The following is a 17,169-nucleotide window of genomic DNA, read 5'->3' as shown; positions in this document are numbered from 1 at the left end:
CGATGTCAGGCGCTGGATAGTTTCATTAACACCAACCCTGAAACAATGAGGATCGCAGCAATGATTCTCGCTGCATTAACCGGTTCAGCCAAAAATGCGATTCCGACAAGAAAAGCGCCTACAGCTCCTATTCCCGTCCAGATTGTGTAGGCAGTTCCGAGTGGAATAGTTCGCATGGCGACTGCTAACAGCCAGAAGCTGGCCACCATTGTAGAAATCGTGATGATCGATGGTAAGAGCCGACTGAAGCCATGAGATTGCTTCATTGTGTAAGCCCACACAATCTCAAGGACACCGGCAACGAGAAGATATACCCAAGGCATTGACCCCTCCGAAATATAACGGGGCCAGGTCGTCCTGGTCATTACTTCCCAAGGTGGGGGAGGTCGTCCTCCTATAGATGGACTGATACTAACCCGCGAAGGGAGGCTGATCAACCATATTCTCCGGTGAGAAAGTGGGAATTACAGGCTGCCAGCAAAGGAGATATCAACCAGATATTCCGGTTACCCTTTATTTATTTAACCCATTAACCCCAGCCTAGCTTACCACGACGCAAATAGGGCAGCACCGACAACAATCCGACTAGCGCTAAAACTGCGCCAATCCACAAGGCTGAACGATAGCTATAGCCCGCTGAAATCGCCATTCCCCCTAAATAAGACCCGCCTCCTAAACCAATATTAATCACAGAGGTATGGACGGCATTTACCATCGGGCCTGGATGAGAGACGCTCACAATACGGGCCATCATGGCAGGATTCATAGGTAAACCGGCTAAACCAATTAACACAATAAAGAAAATAGCAAACCACTTAAAATGGACTAGTAACGCCATGCCAATTAAAGCCACACTCAGCACGCTTAACCCAGTCACCATAATGGCTAAACTATGACGATAAGCAAAACGACTGGTAATCATGGTGCCCACCACATTCGCTGTGCCATATAACACCAAAATAAGAGGGATAACTTGCATACTAAAACCCGTCACATTCGATAATATCGGCACAAAATAACTAAAGGCAGCAAAGCTAGCACCTAAAATCAAACAACTGGTTAAACACGCTTTCCAATAGGCAGGGGTTTTAAAGGCCACCATTTCCTCTGCCATCTTGACCCCTTCGCCCTTGTTTTCAGGAGCAGGTAACATACGTATTAAGGCTATAAAACAAATCAAAACCAAAATCGCCACTAAACCAAAGCTAATACGCCAACCCCACTGCTCATTAATAATGGTGGCTAAAGGAACGCCAAACACATTAGAAATCATAAAGCCACCAATCACAATGGCAGCAGCCTGAGGACGTTTTTCAGATTCCACTAAAGCCATACTGGTTGCCAAAGACAAACTTAAACAACCTGCACACAACACGCCTGTAATCACACGAATGGCTACTAATGTCGAATGATCATTAATAAAAGCACTAAAACCTTGCACCACCACATATGCCCCAAGCAAAGCTAACAAAGTAGGACGATAAGGCACCTTTAGCTTTAAGAAAATATAAGTGAGTATAGGCCCCCCAACCATCACCCCAAAGGCAAAATAAGACATTAGATGGCCTACTTCGCCAATCGTAATATTAAAAGCCTCGGATAAGGTGGTCATCATCCCCGCTACCATGAGCTCCGATGTCCCTATAGCAAAAATAGCTAATCCTAAAATATAGACAACTAATGGCATTTTTTTCCTTTTTATATGTTTGAGGGGGCCAGGTCGTCCTGGTCATTACTTCCCAAGGTGGGGGAGGTCGTCCTCCTATAGATGGACTGATACTAACCCGCGAAGGGAGGCTGATCAACCATATTCTCCGGTGAGAAAGTGGGAATTACAGGCTGCCAGCAAAGGAGATATCAACCAGATATTCCGGTTACCCGTTTTTATTAGGATTCATCGTGACTTCCGCTATGGCAGAACTTAATACTGATTAAGGGTATTAATGCATAAACTCTTCGGCGTAAATAGACAGCAGTCCTTGACTGCCATCATTGGCTTTCCGACTTAGCCTTGGAGGCGCCGCCAACCCCATAATGCTGTTTGCGCATATCGGAGATGATGATCCTCACTGATTCCCGAGGCGCACCAATGGCCTTGTGACAGGCCTCAGTTACTTCATGGATCAGCTGCTCTTTCTGATCATCAGTGCGGCCCTCAAGAAGATTGATAGTAATAATGGGCATGGAAGTATTCCTTGGTAAGTTTCGAGGCACTGATTTCGTGGCAAATAGCCTTGGTGGTTAGTCAGTGCATCGGGGTGGCGGTCATGGTTTTTTGGCGATGAGTAAGACCGGAAACCTTGCCCTTACCGCAGGCGAGGTTTCTGTGCTCGATCTCTGTATGTGTAATGCAATCAGGTAGTTTTGAGGACCGATGCGATACGCACCGGCGCTGTTTCCTTGATTGAAAGCGTAATCAGTAGCCCTGCGGCCATGGCTCCGATCGCCAACAGCAAGGTGTACTGGATGCCATGGTTATGCGCGACGTAGCCCGCCAGGCTGGGGGCAATGCCGCCGCCGAAAATCTCACCAATGCCAACAACGAAGCCAGAAGCGGTCGACATCAGCCGTGCGGGTACTGACTCGGTGGTGGAAGGGCCCACGGTCAGGCAAATGAGTCCGAAGTCGAAGAAGACCGTGAGAAACAGGGAAATGAACAAGCGGGTAGTGTCGGCACCGGTGTTGATCAGCAGATAGAGCGAGGCAACTCCGCCGATGACCGACAAGACCATGACCGGCTTGCGACCGATACGGTCGGAGAGGCACGGCAGAAGGATGGTTCCCGCGGCACCACCGAATCCGATGGCCGAAAGGACATAGCCCATCTGCTCCAGGCTCAGCCCCATGTAGTCCAGTAGGTAGTTGGGCAGGAATGCGCCCAGCACCACGAGGACCGTCAGCCAGCACATCATGCCAAGGATGTTCAGCGGCACATTGCGACTTTTGAAAACATCAGTCCAGCGGTGGCTGGTTGCATCATGCGTGATCGTGTGTTCAGCGGCAGCGGTCGGATCAGTGTTTCGTAACACCTTATGCAGCAGAAATCCGACGATCAGCCCGGGGATCATCACCAGGGCGAAGACCCAATGCCACGCTACGACGTGCAGTAGCTGAGTCACCAGAATCGGCGCCAGTGCGAGGCCAAAGAGCGGCATTGCCGCCTGCTGGATTCCCAGATTCAAGCCATGACGGCTCGGTTTCGAAGCATCCAGTGTCGCCACAATACTCGCCGGGGTGTAGGCACCCTCCGCTGCGCCGATCACCGCGCGAATCAACATCAGGCTGAGCAGGCCGGTAGCCAGTCCGCTGAAACCGGCGAGCAGAGAAAAGAGGATGACAGCGGGCACGATGATCGCGCGGTGGCCGAAGCGATCGGACAACTTGCCCATGAACAGCGACGAGATGCCCCAGGTTACCGCGAGGATTCCCGTGATCAGGCCGAGGTCCTGATAATTCAGATTCAGGTCCTTCATCATGACCGGGAACAGCGGCATGATCATGAAGCGATCGATGCTCACCAGTCCGAAGCCAAGCGCCAATAGAGTTACAGCTTTCCACTCATAAGAAGCATCTGCACGATAGCTGCGTGGGTTTTTCATAGTGTGTTCCGTTATTGTTCTTGTAATAGGAGATGCCGGCGCAACAAGTCGCCGCACTCAACCGGCACGGGGGTTTCCAGGCGAAGAAGGAAGCAGTTCTGGTGGTTAGCCAGGCACCAGGACAAAGTCGAACCCGGCTTTCCACTGAGTGGTGCCATGTTGACTCTGCTCGAATGTCTGGATCAGTGAGGCCTTCACACCGAACACCGTGTCGGAGGTCAAGTACTCATCACCGGCGGCGAACGTGTGCGTCACGATGCGCTGGTAACCCTCGGCATTGAGCATGAAATGCATATGTGCCGGTCGCCACGGATGGCGCCCGAGTTGCGCCAGCATCTGGCCCACTGGGCCATCGTCTGGAATGGGGTAGGACACCGGTTTGATGCCGCGGAAGCTGTAGCGTCCATCAGCTCCGGTGACAAATCGACCACGATTGTTCCATTTTGGCTGCAGGTCCGGTTGCTGCACGTCGTAGTAGCCATCAATGTTGTCCGACCAGACATCCAGCACGGCGCCCTCGATGGGGTTGCCTTGCAAGTCCAGGACTCGCCCCTCATACAGACAGCTTTCGCCCTTTTCATCCAGGGAGATGGTGTCACCCATGTCACGAATAGGTGCGCCGTCCACGTGGAAAGGCCCGAATACCGTATTTTCGGTGGCGCCTTGAGGCCGTCGGGAATTGATGGCGTCCACCAGCATAGAGACACCCAGGGTGTCGCTGAGCAAGATGAACTCCTGACGGTGCTCAGAGCAAATTTGCCCCGTCTTGGTCAGGAATTCGATAGCCACTTCCCACTCGGGTTCTGTCAGCTCAACGTCCTTGATAAAGCCATGGAGGTGCTCAATCAACGAAGCCATTATGGTGCGCAGGCGGGGGTTGATGGTTTCCCCCATGCGTGCGTTAACGCTCTTCGCCGAGCTTTCTTCGGTAAAAAATTCGATCATGTTGTCCACCTGAATAGTGTTTGGGACCCTGATTGGCGGGTAGAGGGCGTCCTCTTGCGGTCGCCCGCTCCTGGTCATTCCGGTCGTAAGCCGGACCAGGCCCGTTGCAAGAGTGCGCGGATGGCGTCGCGTTCTACCGGTCGCGGATTCCAGTAGGGGTTCTTGACGGCCAAGTCCGCTACATGGTCCAGGTCGCGTTCATTCAGGCCCAGATCCTTCAATGCCAGCGGGGCACCCAGCGCGGCGGCAAAGTCGTAGAGTCCGCTTCCCAGTTGCCCACCGAACAGTTCGGCCACGGGGCGCAAGGCGTCAGCCGCAGCGACCTGGTTGTACGCAGCCGTGTGCGGCAGCATGACGGCATGGGTTTCGGCATGGGGTAAATTAAAGCTGCCGCCCAGGGTGTGGCATAGCTTGTGGTGCAGGGCCATGCCGACGGTGCCCAGCACTGTGCCGCACAGCCATGAGCCATATAGGGCCGTACTGCGAGTGGCGATAGACTCTGGTTGCTGGACCACCCCCGGCAAGGCCTCCTTCAACGCGCGAATTCCTTCCACCGCCATCAGCGAGGTGATGGGGTTGCGATTGCGGGCATAGAGCGCTTCCACCGCATGGGCCATGGCATTGAGGGCACTGGTAACACTCATGGAGACGGGCAGCCCCAGCGTCAGCTCTGGGTCGTAGATCACGACTTCGGGCAAGATCGACGCAGAACTCACGGTGGTTTTTATGCCGTTTTCCGTCTGCCCGAGAATCGGTGTGACTTCAGAGCCGGCATAGGTAGTCGGCACCACCACTTGCGGCGCGTCGTTGCGATACGCAATTGCCTTGCCCAAGCCAATGGTGGAGCCGCCCCCTATGGCCACAACGCAGTCCGCGCCCAGCTCAACATAGGTTCTCAGCGCTTCTTCGGTCACCTCGAAGGGCGTGTGCATTGTCGCGTTAGAAAATACGCCGACGCCCAGCCCTCCCAATGTGTCGTTGAGCCGTTCAGCGTCCTCCCGTTGCGAGGGTGTTGAAAGCACTAACGCACGTTGGCAGCCCAGGGCCTTGAGTTCTTCAGCCACTCGCTGAGAACTGCCTGAACCGAAAATGACACGTGCGGGGTTGTTGGTGTAGGTGAAATCGGTCATCGGAAAATACTCCTGGTCGGTTCCGTCAGGCGGATGTGGCAATGCCTGCGCATGGAAAGGCTTGGTCGACTGGCGTCAGATAAAGCTGCTCCAGCAGTTCATCCAGCTGGAGCTGCAGGGCATCGGCCGACCACGCGCTGGCTGCGACATAAAAGTCAGGGCGAATCACCAGGTAGCGCGCATTGATGCTTTCAAGCCAGGCAGCATAGGTACCGTCAACGTCTTCCACGTCACAGGGGCTGCCGATTGCGCCCAGCGTGACGAACTGCGCGTTCAGCTGCTCCAGAGCATCCAGTTGACTTGCTTTCAGCGCCTGGCGGGGTGACTCCCCGAAACCGATGACTAGCCAGCCGCGGCCGACGATGTCATCGAAGCGGCCACGCTGCTCGCCTTTGCTGACGATGCCTTGGACCGACAGTTCGCCGGCATGACCCGCATTGCGGCACCAAGCTCCCGGGCCCAGGGTTGCCTTGTCGGTGGGTACCGGAACGCGCCCGGATGCTTCCAGTTCTGCCTTCATGCGCACGTCACGCTCTGCAGCCTCAGCCGGATCGGTGATGCAGATGATGCGCCCGAGCTCCATGGAGAATTCGATGTAGTGTTTGGCGTGTTCGCGACGCTCGGTGGTGTAACTGTCAAGCACCTCATCCGTCATCTTGCCGGTGAGGATGGCATCCAGACGCCAGTTCAGGGCTACTGCATCTCGCAGGCCCGCGCACATGCCTTCTCCGGCAAAGGGGGGCATCAAGTGCGCCGCGTCACCCGCAATCAGCCCGCGGCCGTTGCGCCAGGATTCGGCATAGCACGCCTGGAAGCGGTACACGGCACTGCGCTCGATCGTTGCAACCTCCGGCGTGATTCCCCAAGGGGCCATCAGCTTCCAGGCACTTTCAGGAGACGCTAATTCTTCGGCAGATTCGCCGGGAAGGGCCATGAATTCCCAACGTTTGCGACCGGGGCCGCCAGGCACGATGGTCGTAGGCCGCTTCGGATCGCATAGTTGCCAATGCACAGGATCGATTGCGAGCTCCTGATGCGGGATCATGTCGAGGATCAACCAGTCGTAGAAGAAGCCACAATCGACAAAGTTGAGGTCCAGCTCCTTGCGCACAAAACTGTTCGCGCCATCCGCGCCCACAACATACTTGGCGCGAATTCGAGTGGGCACTTCTGAACCTTCGATGTGGCCACCCAGACAAATACCATTCTCATCCTGGCTGAGCGTTTGGGCTTCCCAGCCACGGATCAACTGAATACTCGGAATGGTAGCGGCGATATCCAGCAGGCGCTTTTCGAGGTCCGGTTGATAGAACCAGTAACGAACCCGCCAACCCGATGCCGAGGTGCTTTTCCAGTCGACGATCTGCAGATCTTCACCCTTGGCATCACGCCAGTAGTAAAAGTCGTCGTGGTAGTCGATGGCCGAGTCGTTGTCGGAGTCAATGCCGAGGCTAGCGAGGATCCTGGCAATCTCATGGTCGAACGTCACGGCGCGGGGGCGCTCATAGCGCTCTTTCCAGCGCTCCACGAGTGTTACTCGGTGTCCTTTCTGGCCCAGCAGAATCGCAAGCAGGGTACCTACCGGGCCGGCTCCGACGATGGCGACATCGGCGTCAGAATGATCAGTGGCATCGCAGCTATCCACGGGGAGATTTAGCACATTCATTGTCATTGTTATCACTCTCCTGACACCGGACTGCCAAGTCCGGTACCACTATCTTATTGTTGGGAGTTCGCCTTGCGGGGAGGGTACCCTCCGACGCATGACGACTACGATAGGAAGAGCAAGCTGTGTGCCAAAGCCGCTAAAAAGTTAATTATTCATATAAAACAATAACTTGAGTATTTTACTCATCGGTAGCATTCAGGGTATGCATTGCTGTTAATTAACGTATTTGTTATAGGTAATGCGAATATCAACAAAAATGTTGAATCGCCATGAATACGCAACAATTCCCACAAGATTTGATCCAGTTGCTACGACTGGAGCCTGAAAAGGGCAAAATATGGCTCGGCAACCAGCGTGCCTTCCTGATGAAATTGCCCGCTTTCGCCGCATTCCGGCGTGAGTTGATCGCCGAAATGGGCGTTGCTCACTCGCGTCGTCTCATGGCGCGAATGGGCTATGCTGCCGGCTCAAGCGATGCCGAGCTCGCGCGAAACCTGCGGGGCGACGAAAGCGATCACGCCTTCATGGCTGGGCCATTGCTACACGCGATGGAGGGAGTGACGCTTGTGGAGACGCTGCGCATGGAGGTAGACGTCGAGTCCGGCCATCACTATGTCGAACAGATCTGGCACGACTCCATCGAGGCCAGCGCCCACTTGGCGCATCTGCCCCTTTCCGCCGAACCGGTCTGCTGGATGCAGATAGGCCATGCATCCGGTTTTACCAGCGCCTTCTTCGGCCGCACGGTGCTGTTTCGCGAGATTGAGTGTCGCGGTATGGGGCATGCGCAATGCCGTATCATCGGTAAGCCTATCGAGGAATGGGGGCCCGATGCTGACCAGCTGGAGCTGTTCGGTTCCACCGATTACATCAACGCCTCGCTCAATGATCCGATACTCGATAACGCCCTGGCTGTCTCCGATCTGATCGGGGCCGACCCTAGTTTTCTCGCTACCTGCAGACGGATCGAGAAGATAGCGCCTCGGAATGTCACCGTACTTTTCCAAGGTGAGACAGGCGTCGGCAAAGAGCGCTTTGCTCGACTGCTGCACCAACTCAGCCACCGAGCAGGCAAACCGTTCGTGGCCGTCAACTGCGCCGCGCTACCAGAAACGCTGATCGAGTCGGAGCTGTTCGGGGTGGAAAAGGGCGCCTTCACCGGCGCCACGCGTACCAGGCCCGGGCGTTTCGAACAAGCTAATGGCGGCACACTGTTCCTCGACGAAATCGGTACCCTGACTTCAGTGGCGCAGGAAAAGCTTCTTCGCGTGCTGCAGGAACGTGAAGTGGATCGGTTAGGTGGTGATGCCCCATACCCAGTCGATATTCGGGTCATTGCCGCAACCAATGCGGATTTGGAAGAAGACGTTCGGCAGGGCCGCTTCCGTAAAGATCTGTTCTATCGCATCAACGTAGTGCCCATTCACATTCCGGCTCTGCGCGAACGGCGAAACGACATTCCATTGCTCATCCGTTATTTCATCAAGCGCTTCTCCACCTTGCACCAACGCTCGATCAAGGGACTTTCGCGGGCGGCTGTGCGGGCGCTGCTGGAGTACAACTACCCGGGTAATGTGCGAGAGCTGGAGAACATCATCGAGCGCGGAGTCGTGCTGGCCGATGAAAATGAGCCAATCGGCCTGAGTGACCTGTTTCTCTCTTCGACTCGGAAGCCGGAGTCGCCGAAAAACTTCGACGCCCCGCAACAACGCCAGCAAATCATCGAGCGTTGGCTGGATGAACATCCCTTGGAAGAACTCATCGATAGGTCGGTAAATCGTGCACTTACCCGGTCCGATGGCAATATTTCGAAAGCCGCGCGGCTGCTAGGTATCACTCGCCGACAGCTGGAGCACCGCCAGAAAAAAATTCTTCACGGAGCTCTGGGAAACGAGCGTGACGACACGCACGTCAGCACATAAAGCAGGAGGTGGAGCCGGCATGTGACAAATCGACCGGTGCGTCAGGTTGAGCTATACATCAACCTGACCGGCGACTACCTCTGGCGCAACAGCGCCAAGATCGGCGCGGGCAAGTTCAGGCCGCTACGACCATTGCAACCGGCTTAGCGTGCTTTATTTTCCGTTTTCTGAGACGACCTCTACGCCATCGAGGCAACTGCGCTTGGCCCAGAAAGCCCGTCCCTTTCTGAACGAGCCGAACAGCATCGCCAGAGTGCCTTGGCCGAGGCAAGCGACTGGAAGCGCAACAGCTTCTGGGCACTTCTCCTGGCTGGGTTGTTTGGGGTCATTGCCACGGGCCATGAATCGATCGCGCAAATTATCTTTCGCAGAGTTCGTCGCATCGGCGAGCTTCTTTCCCCCCTGAATAGCCTGGAACCACCCTTGTTTTAAGGAAAACCATGAAATCGATCCTCATGATGTTTTTGGCCATGCTGATGGCCACGTCTAACTTCGCTCTGGCCTCAGCACCTACGACCTTCGAGCAGGCCAAGGTTGAGCTACGCCAGAAGGTCTACTACGACCGCAACACCAGCGAAGCCGGCGATCTTTACTGTGGGTGCAATTGGAAGTGGGTAGGGCGATCAGGAGGCCGTGTGGACTTCGCCTCGTGCGGGTACGAAGTCCGCGCTCAGGAGAATCGCGCGCAGCGCATCGAATGGGAGCATGTCTTGCCCGCATACGCCTTCGGCAGCCAGCGGCAGTGTTGGCAGAACGGGGGGCGCAAAAACTGCATCGATAACGATCCGGTATTTCGCAAAATGGAAGCCGACATGCACAACCTCGATGTGAGTGTCGGCGAGGTGAATGCTGATCGCAGCAACTTTCGTTATGGCGTTTTACCCTCAACACCCAAGCAATACGGCGCTTGCCCGACCAGAACAGATTTCCAGCAGCGGGTGACAGAGCCTCGCGACCAGGTAAAGGGAGCGGTTGCTCGCATATATTTCTACATGCACGACCGTTACGGGCTGTCGATGTCCAAGGCACAACAGCAGTTGCTGATGGCCTGGGATCACCAATACCCAGTGACCGCGTGGGAACAGGAGCGTGACCGGCGCATTGCCCGAATAATGGGGCACAGCAACCCATTCGTAACAGGTGAGCGTTCTTGGAGTCTCGGGATGCGAGTGACGAGAGCCGGCACGATACCCCAGGCCATTCGGAGCGAGCCAGTTCAGCACCAGGTATCTGGTGGAGACGCCTCCAACTCGATCCCGCTGGTGATTGGGAACCGCAATAGCAATGTATACCACCTGCCAGTGGGCTGTCCGAGCTATGGAAAGGTCGGAACGCGCAACCGGGTAGAGTTTGCGAGCGCTGCGGACGCCGAAGCGGCGGGGTTTAAACGGGCCGGAAACTGCCGATAGGGGGCCGTGCGGGGCGGATATGCAGTTATGTAGTGCTGGGGCTTGCCTGAACGTTTTCCTGCCCTCTGGACGCTCTGCGGTGGCTACAGCAAGCGTGAGGTGAGGAAGCTGGTATCGCAGGCACGGCCGGGTGTATCACAAAGATCTCCCGGCCGACCTCAATGATCATTCAACTGTCTGGTGCTGTTTCGTTTTTGCGGCCTGCTGGGGCGGTACTGGCTCAGGTTGGGCCGGCGTCGTGGCCAAGGTATGAGTAATCACCGAGCCGCTTTTGTTTGCCAGGTTCTTTGCCAGAGACTCACGGACAACTTCCATAGTGAGTATCCGCGAGGTGGCAATCGCAGATTTGAGGGGCTGGCCAGCTGCAACCAATACCTCAACCATGTCCAGGGCCGTATTCACGCCGGCTTCGATTCGTTTCTCAACGCCATCAATCATCATCTTCTCGATCTCCGTTTCAGGCAGCTAGCGGAATGCAAGCGACCTCAAAGGAGCGTACTCGGTTCATTAGTGGCTTGAACAGCTCAGCGCATGGAAGGATAATGTTTGCTACCTAATTATTAGGGTGCTAACGACGTTTAACATAATCCCTATTATGCGAACTCTAAGCCATTGATTTTTATGGATAAACTATCGCTCTGAGACGTCTTTTATTGATTCTCGGTAGGTCGAAAGCACCTCGGGGCCATCTGGCCCGCCGGGCTCTTGGGTAATTGGTTCCGCAGTGGATGAGGCTACGAAAAAGCGCCCACCAGGGAGTGCCGGCAACCGGTGCTTTATGTCGGGCCGTTTTGCTGATCGCGAGTCTCTATCGAAGTCCTTGAGGCCAACGACTTTTGCAGAGGGCTGCCCATCGAGTACGAAGAATGGGAGGTTGGCATGCAGCATTGCGTCATACCGGCTTCGCTCGGAAAACCACAGCATGGCCCGTGGATGCGGAGCGATAGGCTTTGGTGCATCTAAAAGGTCGGTTTCAGCCATGTTCGCGATGGTGCGTAGATCGATCCACTGGGGGCTATTCTCCACTGGCTCGCCGGTGGCCACGGATCTTTCATGTGCCTCGGCAAGCAGTACTTCCCGGACGTGGCCAACAGTGACACGCTCTTTACCTGAGGTGTGGCCGGCCCAGGTGAATGTGATCTGCCTTGGGGCCGCATCAAAAACTTGGATTGCGCGCTTCAGCTGGTTGAGAGAGAAATTTTTCCCCAGGGCCTGGCGCATGATGTGGGAGCGGCGGCTGACGGCGACGTTGCGAAACACGCGCTCAGCCTCGATCGCATCCACCAGCGCGCTCTTGCAGCGATTCACCGCCCTACCCTCATCGAGTATCGATCCGGAGAGGAGAAAGTACCCCGGCAAACGCAGCACGGTACCTGGAGCCTGGCCGAGATCGCGCTCAAACTCGCGTAACGCCTCTACGGCGGCCTTGATCGCGTCAGTTCCTGTCAGTACCTGGACGTTGATTCGAGATGGCGTCCTCTGTTCAGAGAGGAGCGGGATGCGCCATATCATCCCGCCGACAACCAATGCGGGCCATTTCTCATTGAAAGCCCCAACGGTTTCGACCAAACGCTTGTAAGCGGAAACAATTGCGTCAGTCATCTAGGATTCCTCATAATACCACCCCTTCACTACGGCTATGCCGTGTGCCCTCCTCCCCCTCTGCTCCATGTTAACCAGGAGCAACGCAGCGGGTGCGAAAGCGATCTCGCGATTGAAGGGGTGGTATTACCAAGTATCACAAATTCCGCTCATAAAAAAACCCGTTCGAAACGGGCTTTTTTGCTACGTGTCAGCTCAGCGAGTTCGGACTGCCTCCAGAGACAGCAGATCCTCAATGTGATCCGCAGCGTCGGCTCGCAAACGGCTCTCCAACCTGTCTCGACTGATGTGTTCAGTTTCGCCCGGCTCAACGAGCAAGACTACATAGCCCTGATCCCGCAGCTGCTGAAGCAAAGCTGCCTGGTGGCTGGAAATGGACATGAGAATATCTCCTGTGATTAGCGGGTGAGTTTCAAGAATCGAAGCAACCAGGCGAAGCCTGCTTTTCGCTTCGGTTTCCATGTTTGCCAGAGCCCGTTCATTGGGCCTGAAGCTGTCAAATCATCATGAAGGCGCAACAAGAACCTGGTGATGCTCCTGCACTCAGGGCAATAGCCGCTTGCTTCAATCGTGAAGCACCACTGGGCAGTTCGGGTGACAGCTCCTCTCAGATGCTCGTCCGGGATCGTTTGGTTGCAGCCGCGGCACTCACCGGCGAACACATGCCAGGCTGTTTTATTCTCAAAACGAACAGGTAGCTGGCTGGCAATGCTCGACATCGCGAGCAGATCCAGATCCCGCTGGGTTGACTTTTTCCGACTCATTTACGGTCCATCGGTAATCTAATGGTCAAATCCAATCCTAGTGCGTGCACCGGATAACCCAATGCGATGCTCGAGGAGCACTACGCGGCAGCCGCCTGTTTCTTCCTGAAAACCATTGGGGTGTTTGGCTTGCGACCATCACGCCGGTCGACGAACTCTTTCATGATCTCCAACATCGTCGAGTTGACAGCCAGAACACGCATAGCACGCGTACACGCGACGTATAGGAGGTTCATCTCATCGATCCATGGTTCCTTTTCGTTGTCCGGATTGAACGGATCGAAGGTGAAATCCTCAGCCAGTTGCACCGCATCCCACTCCAAGCCTTTCGAGCGATGCGCGGTGCTGAGGGTGATGGTGGCTTCAAGCTCATCAGTGACCGCGTTGCGCCGCAGCTTGGCAAACAACTCCGGGAGATCCGCGCTGTACTGCTCGATGATCTTGATCGAGCGGTTCATCTCAGGGTCTTGGCTTTCATCGGCAATCTGCTTGTAGAGGTCATAATCAGGATATTCCTGGAGGAGTTTTTTCCCCTTCACTCGGTCACGCCACCCCTTCGATAGCGCATGTAGGTCTTCAAGATCCTGGAGGTTGTAACCCTCGATCCCCCCAACCCAGTAGATCTTTGCACCAGTCTCTACATTGGCCAGCGCCGTCTCGATCACTCCAACCACCGTCCGACAGAGTACGGTGCGATGTTCAAGGTCAGCCGGTAGCGCCTTTGAAACACGAGTCTCGCCACCAAGCCCAGCCAGTTGGCGGGATTCACCCTTGAACGCGAGAACCATGTTGGCGACGTGCGCAACGGCAGACCCGAACCGAAACGACTGAGTGAGGTAATGGACTTCCGCTTTGTCGAGCCAGGTCGCATTGAGAGCGTCTACAGCCCCCCTGAAACGGTAGAGCATCTGATGGCCATCGCCACAGACGACTACACCCATACCGTATGCCGCCTGCTGCGCAAGAACACCTGCAATCACTGGATTGATGTCCTGTGCCTCATCTCCAAGCGCAATATCGTAACGGTCCCGCAAGTTTGGTTTCGAGAGAGCCCAGAGCTTGAGGTACCCATCGTGCGTAATATTCGCTGCCTCGTTATGGATGTCGCACATTTGCAACCAAAGCTGCCTGGCTCCTTCGACGATGCTGCCGGCGGCGCGCTTCATTCGATCCGTCTTGAGCTTGCTTACAGGGCAGTGACAAAGCTCGATATCGTCATCCGCGCTGGCCAGATAATTGTTCAGCGTCTCTTGCACGCTGCGCACCAGCTCCCAGTTCTGTGAGCCGATAACTCTTGCAATGTCGGTCAGGCGCAGATTGCTCGTGAGCTTGTGTCTGTACTTCGATCCGATCGACGCATAAGCCAAGCCATGGGCTGTTTTGCACGTCACGTTCGGCGGAAACTTTTGCTTGGCAGCAATCTCGACGCTTTTGTTGTAGCAGAGGTAGAGCAGACGGCATTGAGGTCTAGCCTTGGCATAGCCAACAAGCGTGGTGGTCTTCCCTGTTCCAGCAAAAGCCACCAGCTTGACGATACGGGCCAACGAGTTAATCGCTGGCCCCTGTTCGTGGGTGAAGTTCATGCCTTGGATCTCCGTTCTGATATGTCTCCATGGTTGCATAGCCACGCACAAACCCAAGCGGGGCTGCCAGCTCTGCCCTCTACAGGATTTGGGTATTCCTGGAGCGGTGGCAATGTCTTCTCACACCCGGAATCAGAGCAGCAACCATGACTTACGACGAGACCCTTGCTTCCTATCAGCGTCTTCTTGAAGCCAATCCAGGGAAAGCATTGCAAATCGGCGACGATTGCTACGCGGTACTGATCAACGGAACCTTGAGCGGGGCATACGCCACCCTGGATGGGGCTGTTGATCTCGGGACGATCTTCAATTTTGACCCTGAAGGTTGGGACGCCGAATGCGAGTGTTGGGACGGTGATGTTTCTGGCATGCAAACAGCATTTTGCGTAGCCGCTCCAGCCTTTGTTGATCTTCCGCCACCACCCGCGAGGAAGAGCACGCCCAACCAGGGGGAAAAATAATGCTAGGGTTCGCCGCCAATGCGATGTCGAACAAAGCCAGGGGAATTCCGTTTGGGATTTACGAGACTGCTGGCAGGATGAATGCATATCAAGGGAGCCGTAGCTTATGACAGCCATCCAACTTTTCCAGCAGTGCCAATCGGAGCCGGTACGCACCGATCTGATTCAGATGATTCGTGACGGCATGATTCGCCGGCTCAAGCGATTTGTTGTAGAACCTTACGATGACGGCATCACCTGGGGAATTCAGACAGTCGCCATAGCAACACCAGATGCTGATGACGGCGACCAGTTTCCTGTTGTGATTGTCGATCTTCACGAAGATGACCAGGCTGCAATGTCGTTTGCTCTGAGCGTCTTCGACGCGCTCAAAACCGCAGGGCGAGCATCAGTCGAGGATGTATGCCAATGGCGGCGAAGCCTATTTACGCTGGTACCCAATTACTGAGCATCACCCGTCAATGACCAGGCCAAGAAAACCCGCCACCAAGGCGGGTTTTTGCTATGGAATTGGCACTAAACGGACGGCAAATGACGACTCGAATGCCTGGGCAGGAATGAACTGCACCGGGAGCATTGCTAGAAAAGGCACAAACGGCCGTCAGATGACGACGCATGCTAATCTGGTTGCTCTTCTTCCTCTGCCGAAACAGTGAACAGCAGCCCAGCTTCCTGAGCTTCCGCCAACTCACCCAACGGCTGAGTGGCCAGCCATTCGCTATCTTCTGCGGGTTCAAACTCAGGAAGAGGGGGAAGATCTTCAGGGTCAAGTTCCAGATTAAGCGGGAGCTGTGCAACGTCACGGAAGGTGAATTTGATTGCGACCACCTTCCGCCCTTCCCTCTTCAACTCATAGCTGACATCCAGGTTGCTCTTAGTCTTCAGCTCCACAACTGCCGGATCTATGACTCTCTGGCGGAGGTTGTTGAATCGTTGATAGGCATCCGACAATCCGAGTGCGACCCGCAAGGATTCGACCTCAATGTAGGCCCATCCTGTCTTCCGAAACTGCATCAGCATCTCAAACAGCCGGAACGAATGGCTCGAGTCCAGGCAGGCAACCCGCCGAAGATCATAGCTAGTCACTTTGCTGTACAGCATCGTGAGATAGGGCATGACATGGATGGTGAACGACAACTCAACGCGACCCTCACCATCCAAATACTTGGCCCGATCGACCCAACGCTTCCGCTCCATGCCAGAGCCGTCAAAGGTCTTAATATCGCGCTCGTACAGCTCATCAGCTGCCACTTTCATCTGCTCATAGGCATGCCTGAGCTGGACGCCGTAGATATCCGAATAGTCCACGGCCGAGACAGACACCTTTTTCGGCATGGGCCTTCTTGGATCGAGTTTACTGATAGCCGCGAGGATCAACCGCTGCTCGTTGAGCGTCAGCCGGTACGACGCGGTAATCAGCGTATTGGATTTCGTAACCCGGAGCGGCTTAGGTTCCGGCTTGGCAGGTTTGGGTAAATTGGACATGTCTGGCCCCACGATTAGTAACGGAACCCTACAGAGAGATTACGCTGTAGTCGATACCCAGGAGTCGGTTAGGCTCTAGACCCCAGTAAAAATGGGCCTCACAGCCAACCACCTCATCCAATCGCAAGACAAGGGACAAATCTGTAGTCGATAGGCAGTAGCCGTAATTTGTAGTCGATTGGCGTCCGTTCGCCACGTAGAACAGCCGTAATCTGTAGTCGATAGCGTGGGACACCTTTGATCCACAGCCGTAATCTGTAGTCGATACCGAAGATAGGGCTGCAAAACTGCCTGGTCATACTCGTCCACGCACAGCCGTAATCTGTAGTCGCATCGAGCTGATGACTGTAAAAATAGCCGTAATCTGTAGTCGATAGGTCCAACGGTGAAGCTAAAAGACTATTTATTGGCGAATCCACCAAGGTAGAGGGCAAACCACTGAAAAACGTCAAATAAGCGACGGGCAATTTAAAATATCATTTAAAAACAATGAGTTATTGCGATTTCTATCCAAAGAAACGCCACTCAGGCAAATTCAGAACACAAAATTGCTTGAAATCGAGCCATAAAAACTCAAACTCGTGCTACGTGCAGCATCCA

The 17,169-nt window shown here is 54.9% G+C and carries 18 protein-coding genes; 5 read left to right on the top strand and 13 right to left on the bottom strand.

Annotated features, from left to right (window positions below; translation table 11 throughout):
• Positions 1 to 5: 5 nt before the first annotated feature.
• The 7 genes from RGV33_RS33255 to RGV33_RS33225 all read right to left on the bottom strand — a co-directional run bounded on the left by RGV33_RS33255 (position 6) and on the right by RGV33_RS33225 (position 7,346).
• Positions 6 to 323 (bottom strand): DMT family transporter, encoded by a 318-nt coding sequence (locus RGV33_RS33255; protein ID WP_032429244.1) that lies wholly within the window; start codon positions 321 to 323, stop codon positions 6 to 8.
• A gap of 206 nt (positions 324 to 529) precedes the next feature.
• Positions 530 to 1,687, bottom strand: a complete 1,158-nt coding sequence (locus tag RGV33_RS33250; RefSeq protein WP_322148879.1) for an MFS transporter — start codon at positions 1,685 to 1,687, stop codon at positions 530 to 532.
• 302 nt (positions 1,688 to 1,989) lie between these two features.
• A complete protein-coding gene (locus RGV33_RS33245) occupies positions 1,990 to 2,214 on the bottom strand; it encodes a 2-hydroxymuconate tautomerase (RefSeq protein ID WP_322148878.1) in 225 nt (74 codons plus the stop codon).
• A 140-nt stretch (positions 2,215 to 2,354) separates the two neighbouring features.
• Positions 2,355 to 3,599, bottom strand: coding sequence for an MFS transporter (locus RGV33_RS33240; RefSeq protein ID WP_322148876.1), 1,245 nt, complete (start codon positions 3,597 to 3,599; stop codon positions 2,355 to 2,357).
• 105 nt (positions 3,600 to 3,704) lie between these two features.
• A complete protein-coding gene (locus tag RGV33_RS33235) occupies positions 3,705 to 4,544 on the bottom strand; it encodes an intradiol ring-cleavage dioxygenase (RefSeq protein WP_322148875.1) in 840 nt (279 codons plus the stop codon).
• A 74-nt stretch (positions 4,545 to 4,618) separates the two neighbouring features.
• Positions 4,619 to 5,674 (bottom strand): maleylacetate reductase, encoded by a 1,056-nt coding sequence (locus tag RGV33_RS33230; protein WP_322148874.1) that lies wholly within the window; start codon positions 5,672 to 5,674, stop codon positions 4,619 to 4,621.
• Positions 5,675 to 5,699: 25 nt separating this feature from the next.
• Positions 5,700 to 7,346 (bottom strand): bifunctional 3-(3-hydroxy-phenyl)propionate/3-hydroxycinnamic acid hydroxylase, encoded by a 1,647-nt coding sequence (locus RGV33_RS33225; protein WP_322148873.1) that lies wholly within the window; start codon positions 7,344 to 7,346, stop codon positions 5,700 to 5,702.
• A 266-nt stretch (positions 7,347 to 7,612) separates the two neighbouring features.
• On the opposite strand from RGV33_RS33225, the gene RGV33_RS33220 reads away from it, so the two are divergent.
• From RGV33_RS33220 to RGV33_RS33210, 3 genes are all read left to right on the top strand, one after another.
• Positions 7,613 to 9,265: a sigma 54-interacting transcriptional regulator gene (locus tag RGV33_RS33220; RefSeq protein ID WP_322148871.1), complete on the top strand. Its 1,653-nt coding sequence runs from the start codon at positions 7,613 to 7,615 to the stop codon at positions 9,263 to 9,265.
• A 21-nt stretch (positions 9,266 to 9,286) separates the two neighbouring features.
• Positions 9,287 to 9,412 (top strand): hypothetical protein, encoded by a 126-nt coding sequence (locus RGV33_RS33215; protein WP_322148870.1) that lies wholly within the window; start codon positions 9,287 to 9,289, stop codon positions 9,410 to 9,412.
• A gap of 293 nt (positions 9,413 to 9,705) precedes the next feature.
• Positions 9,706 to 10,674 carry an endonuclease gene (locus tag RGV33_RS33210; RefSeq protein WP_016973422.1) on the top strand — a complete coding sequence of 323 codons (969 nt, stop codon included), beginning with the start codon at positions 9,706 to 9,708 and terminating at the stop codon, positions 10,672 to 10,674.
• 165 nt (positions 10,675 to 10,839) lie between these two features.
• On the opposite strand, the gene RGV33_RS33205 is transcribed toward RGV33_RS33210, so the two are convergent.
• The 5 genes from RGV33_RS33205 to RGV33_RS33185 all read right to left on the bottom strand — a co-directional run bounded on the left by RGV33_RS33205 (position 10,840) and on the right by RGV33_RS33185 (position 14,623).
• Entirely contained in the window at positions 10,840 to 11,115 is a 276-nt protein-coding gene (locus RGV33_RS33205) for a hypothetical protein (protein WP_016973421.1), read from the bottom strand.
• 189 nt (positions 11,116 to 11,304) lie between these two features.
• Positions 11,305 to 12,276, bottom strand: a complete 972-nt coding sequence (locus RGV33_RS33200) for a DNA replication terminus site-binding protein (RefSeq protein WP_016974324.1) — start codon at positions 12,274 to 12,276, stop codon at positions 11,305 to 11,307.
• Between the two features lie 195 nt (positions 12,277 to 12,471).
• Entirely contained in the window at positions 12,472 to 12,657 is a 186-nt protein-coding gene (locus RGV33_RS33195; RefSeq protein ID WP_016974325.1) for a hypothetical protein, read from the bottom strand.
• Positions 12,658 to 12,674: 17 nt separating this feature from the next.
• Positions 12,675 to 13,040: a hypothetical protein gene (locus RGV33_RS33190; RefSeq protein WP_016974326.1), complete on the bottom strand. Its 366-nt coding sequence runs from the start codon at positions 13,038 to 13,040 to the stop codon at positions 12,675 to 12,677.
• An 80-nt stretch (positions 13,041 to 13,120) separates the two neighbouring features.
• The gene (locus RGV33_RS33185) at positions 13,121 to 14,623 is read right to left on the bottom strand and encodes a 3'-5' exonuclease (protein WP_016974327.1); all 1,503 of its coding nucleotides are present in this window, start codon (positions 14,621 to 14,623) and stop codon (positions 13,121 to 13,123) included.
• A 146-nt stretch (positions 14,624 to 14,769) separates the two neighbouring features.
• Between RGV33_RS33185 and RGV33_RS33180 the strand changes: the two genes are divergently transcribed.
• Both RGV33_RS33180 and RGV33_RS33175 read left to right on the top strand, forming a co-directional pair.
• Positions 14,770 to 15,084 (top strand): hypothetical protein, encoded by a 315-nt coding sequence (locus RGV33_RS33180; RefSeq protein ID WP_016974328.1) that lies wholly within the window; start codon positions 14,770 to 14,772, stop codon positions 15,082 to 15,084.
• A 106-nt stretch (positions 15,085 to 15,190) separates the two neighbouring features.
• Entirely contained in the window at positions 15,191 to 15,532 is a 342-nt protein-coding gene (locus tag RGV33_RS33175; RefSeq protein WP_016974329.1) for a hypothetical protein, read from the top strand.
• 170 nt (positions 15,533 to 15,702) lie between these two features.
• Here RGV33_RS33175 and RGV33_RS33170 read toward each other — a convergent pair whose 3' ends face one another.
• Positions 15,703 to 16,569, bottom strand: a complete 867-nt coding sequence (locus RGV33_RS33170) for a replication initiation protein (RefSeq protein ID WP_016974330.1) — start codon at positions 16,567 to 16,569, stop codon at positions 15,703 to 15,705.
• Positions 16,570 to 17,169 lie beyond the last annotated feature (600 nt).

This window comes from Pseudomonas sp. Bout1, assembly GCF_034314165.1.
Classification (GTDB): domain Bacteria; phylum Pseudomonadota; class Gammaproteobacteria; order Pseudomonadales; family Pseudomonadaceae; genus Aquipseudomonas.
The sequence above is the reverse complement of the archived record's forward strand: the minus strand, read 5'-3'. Positions and strand labels throughout refer to the sequence as shown.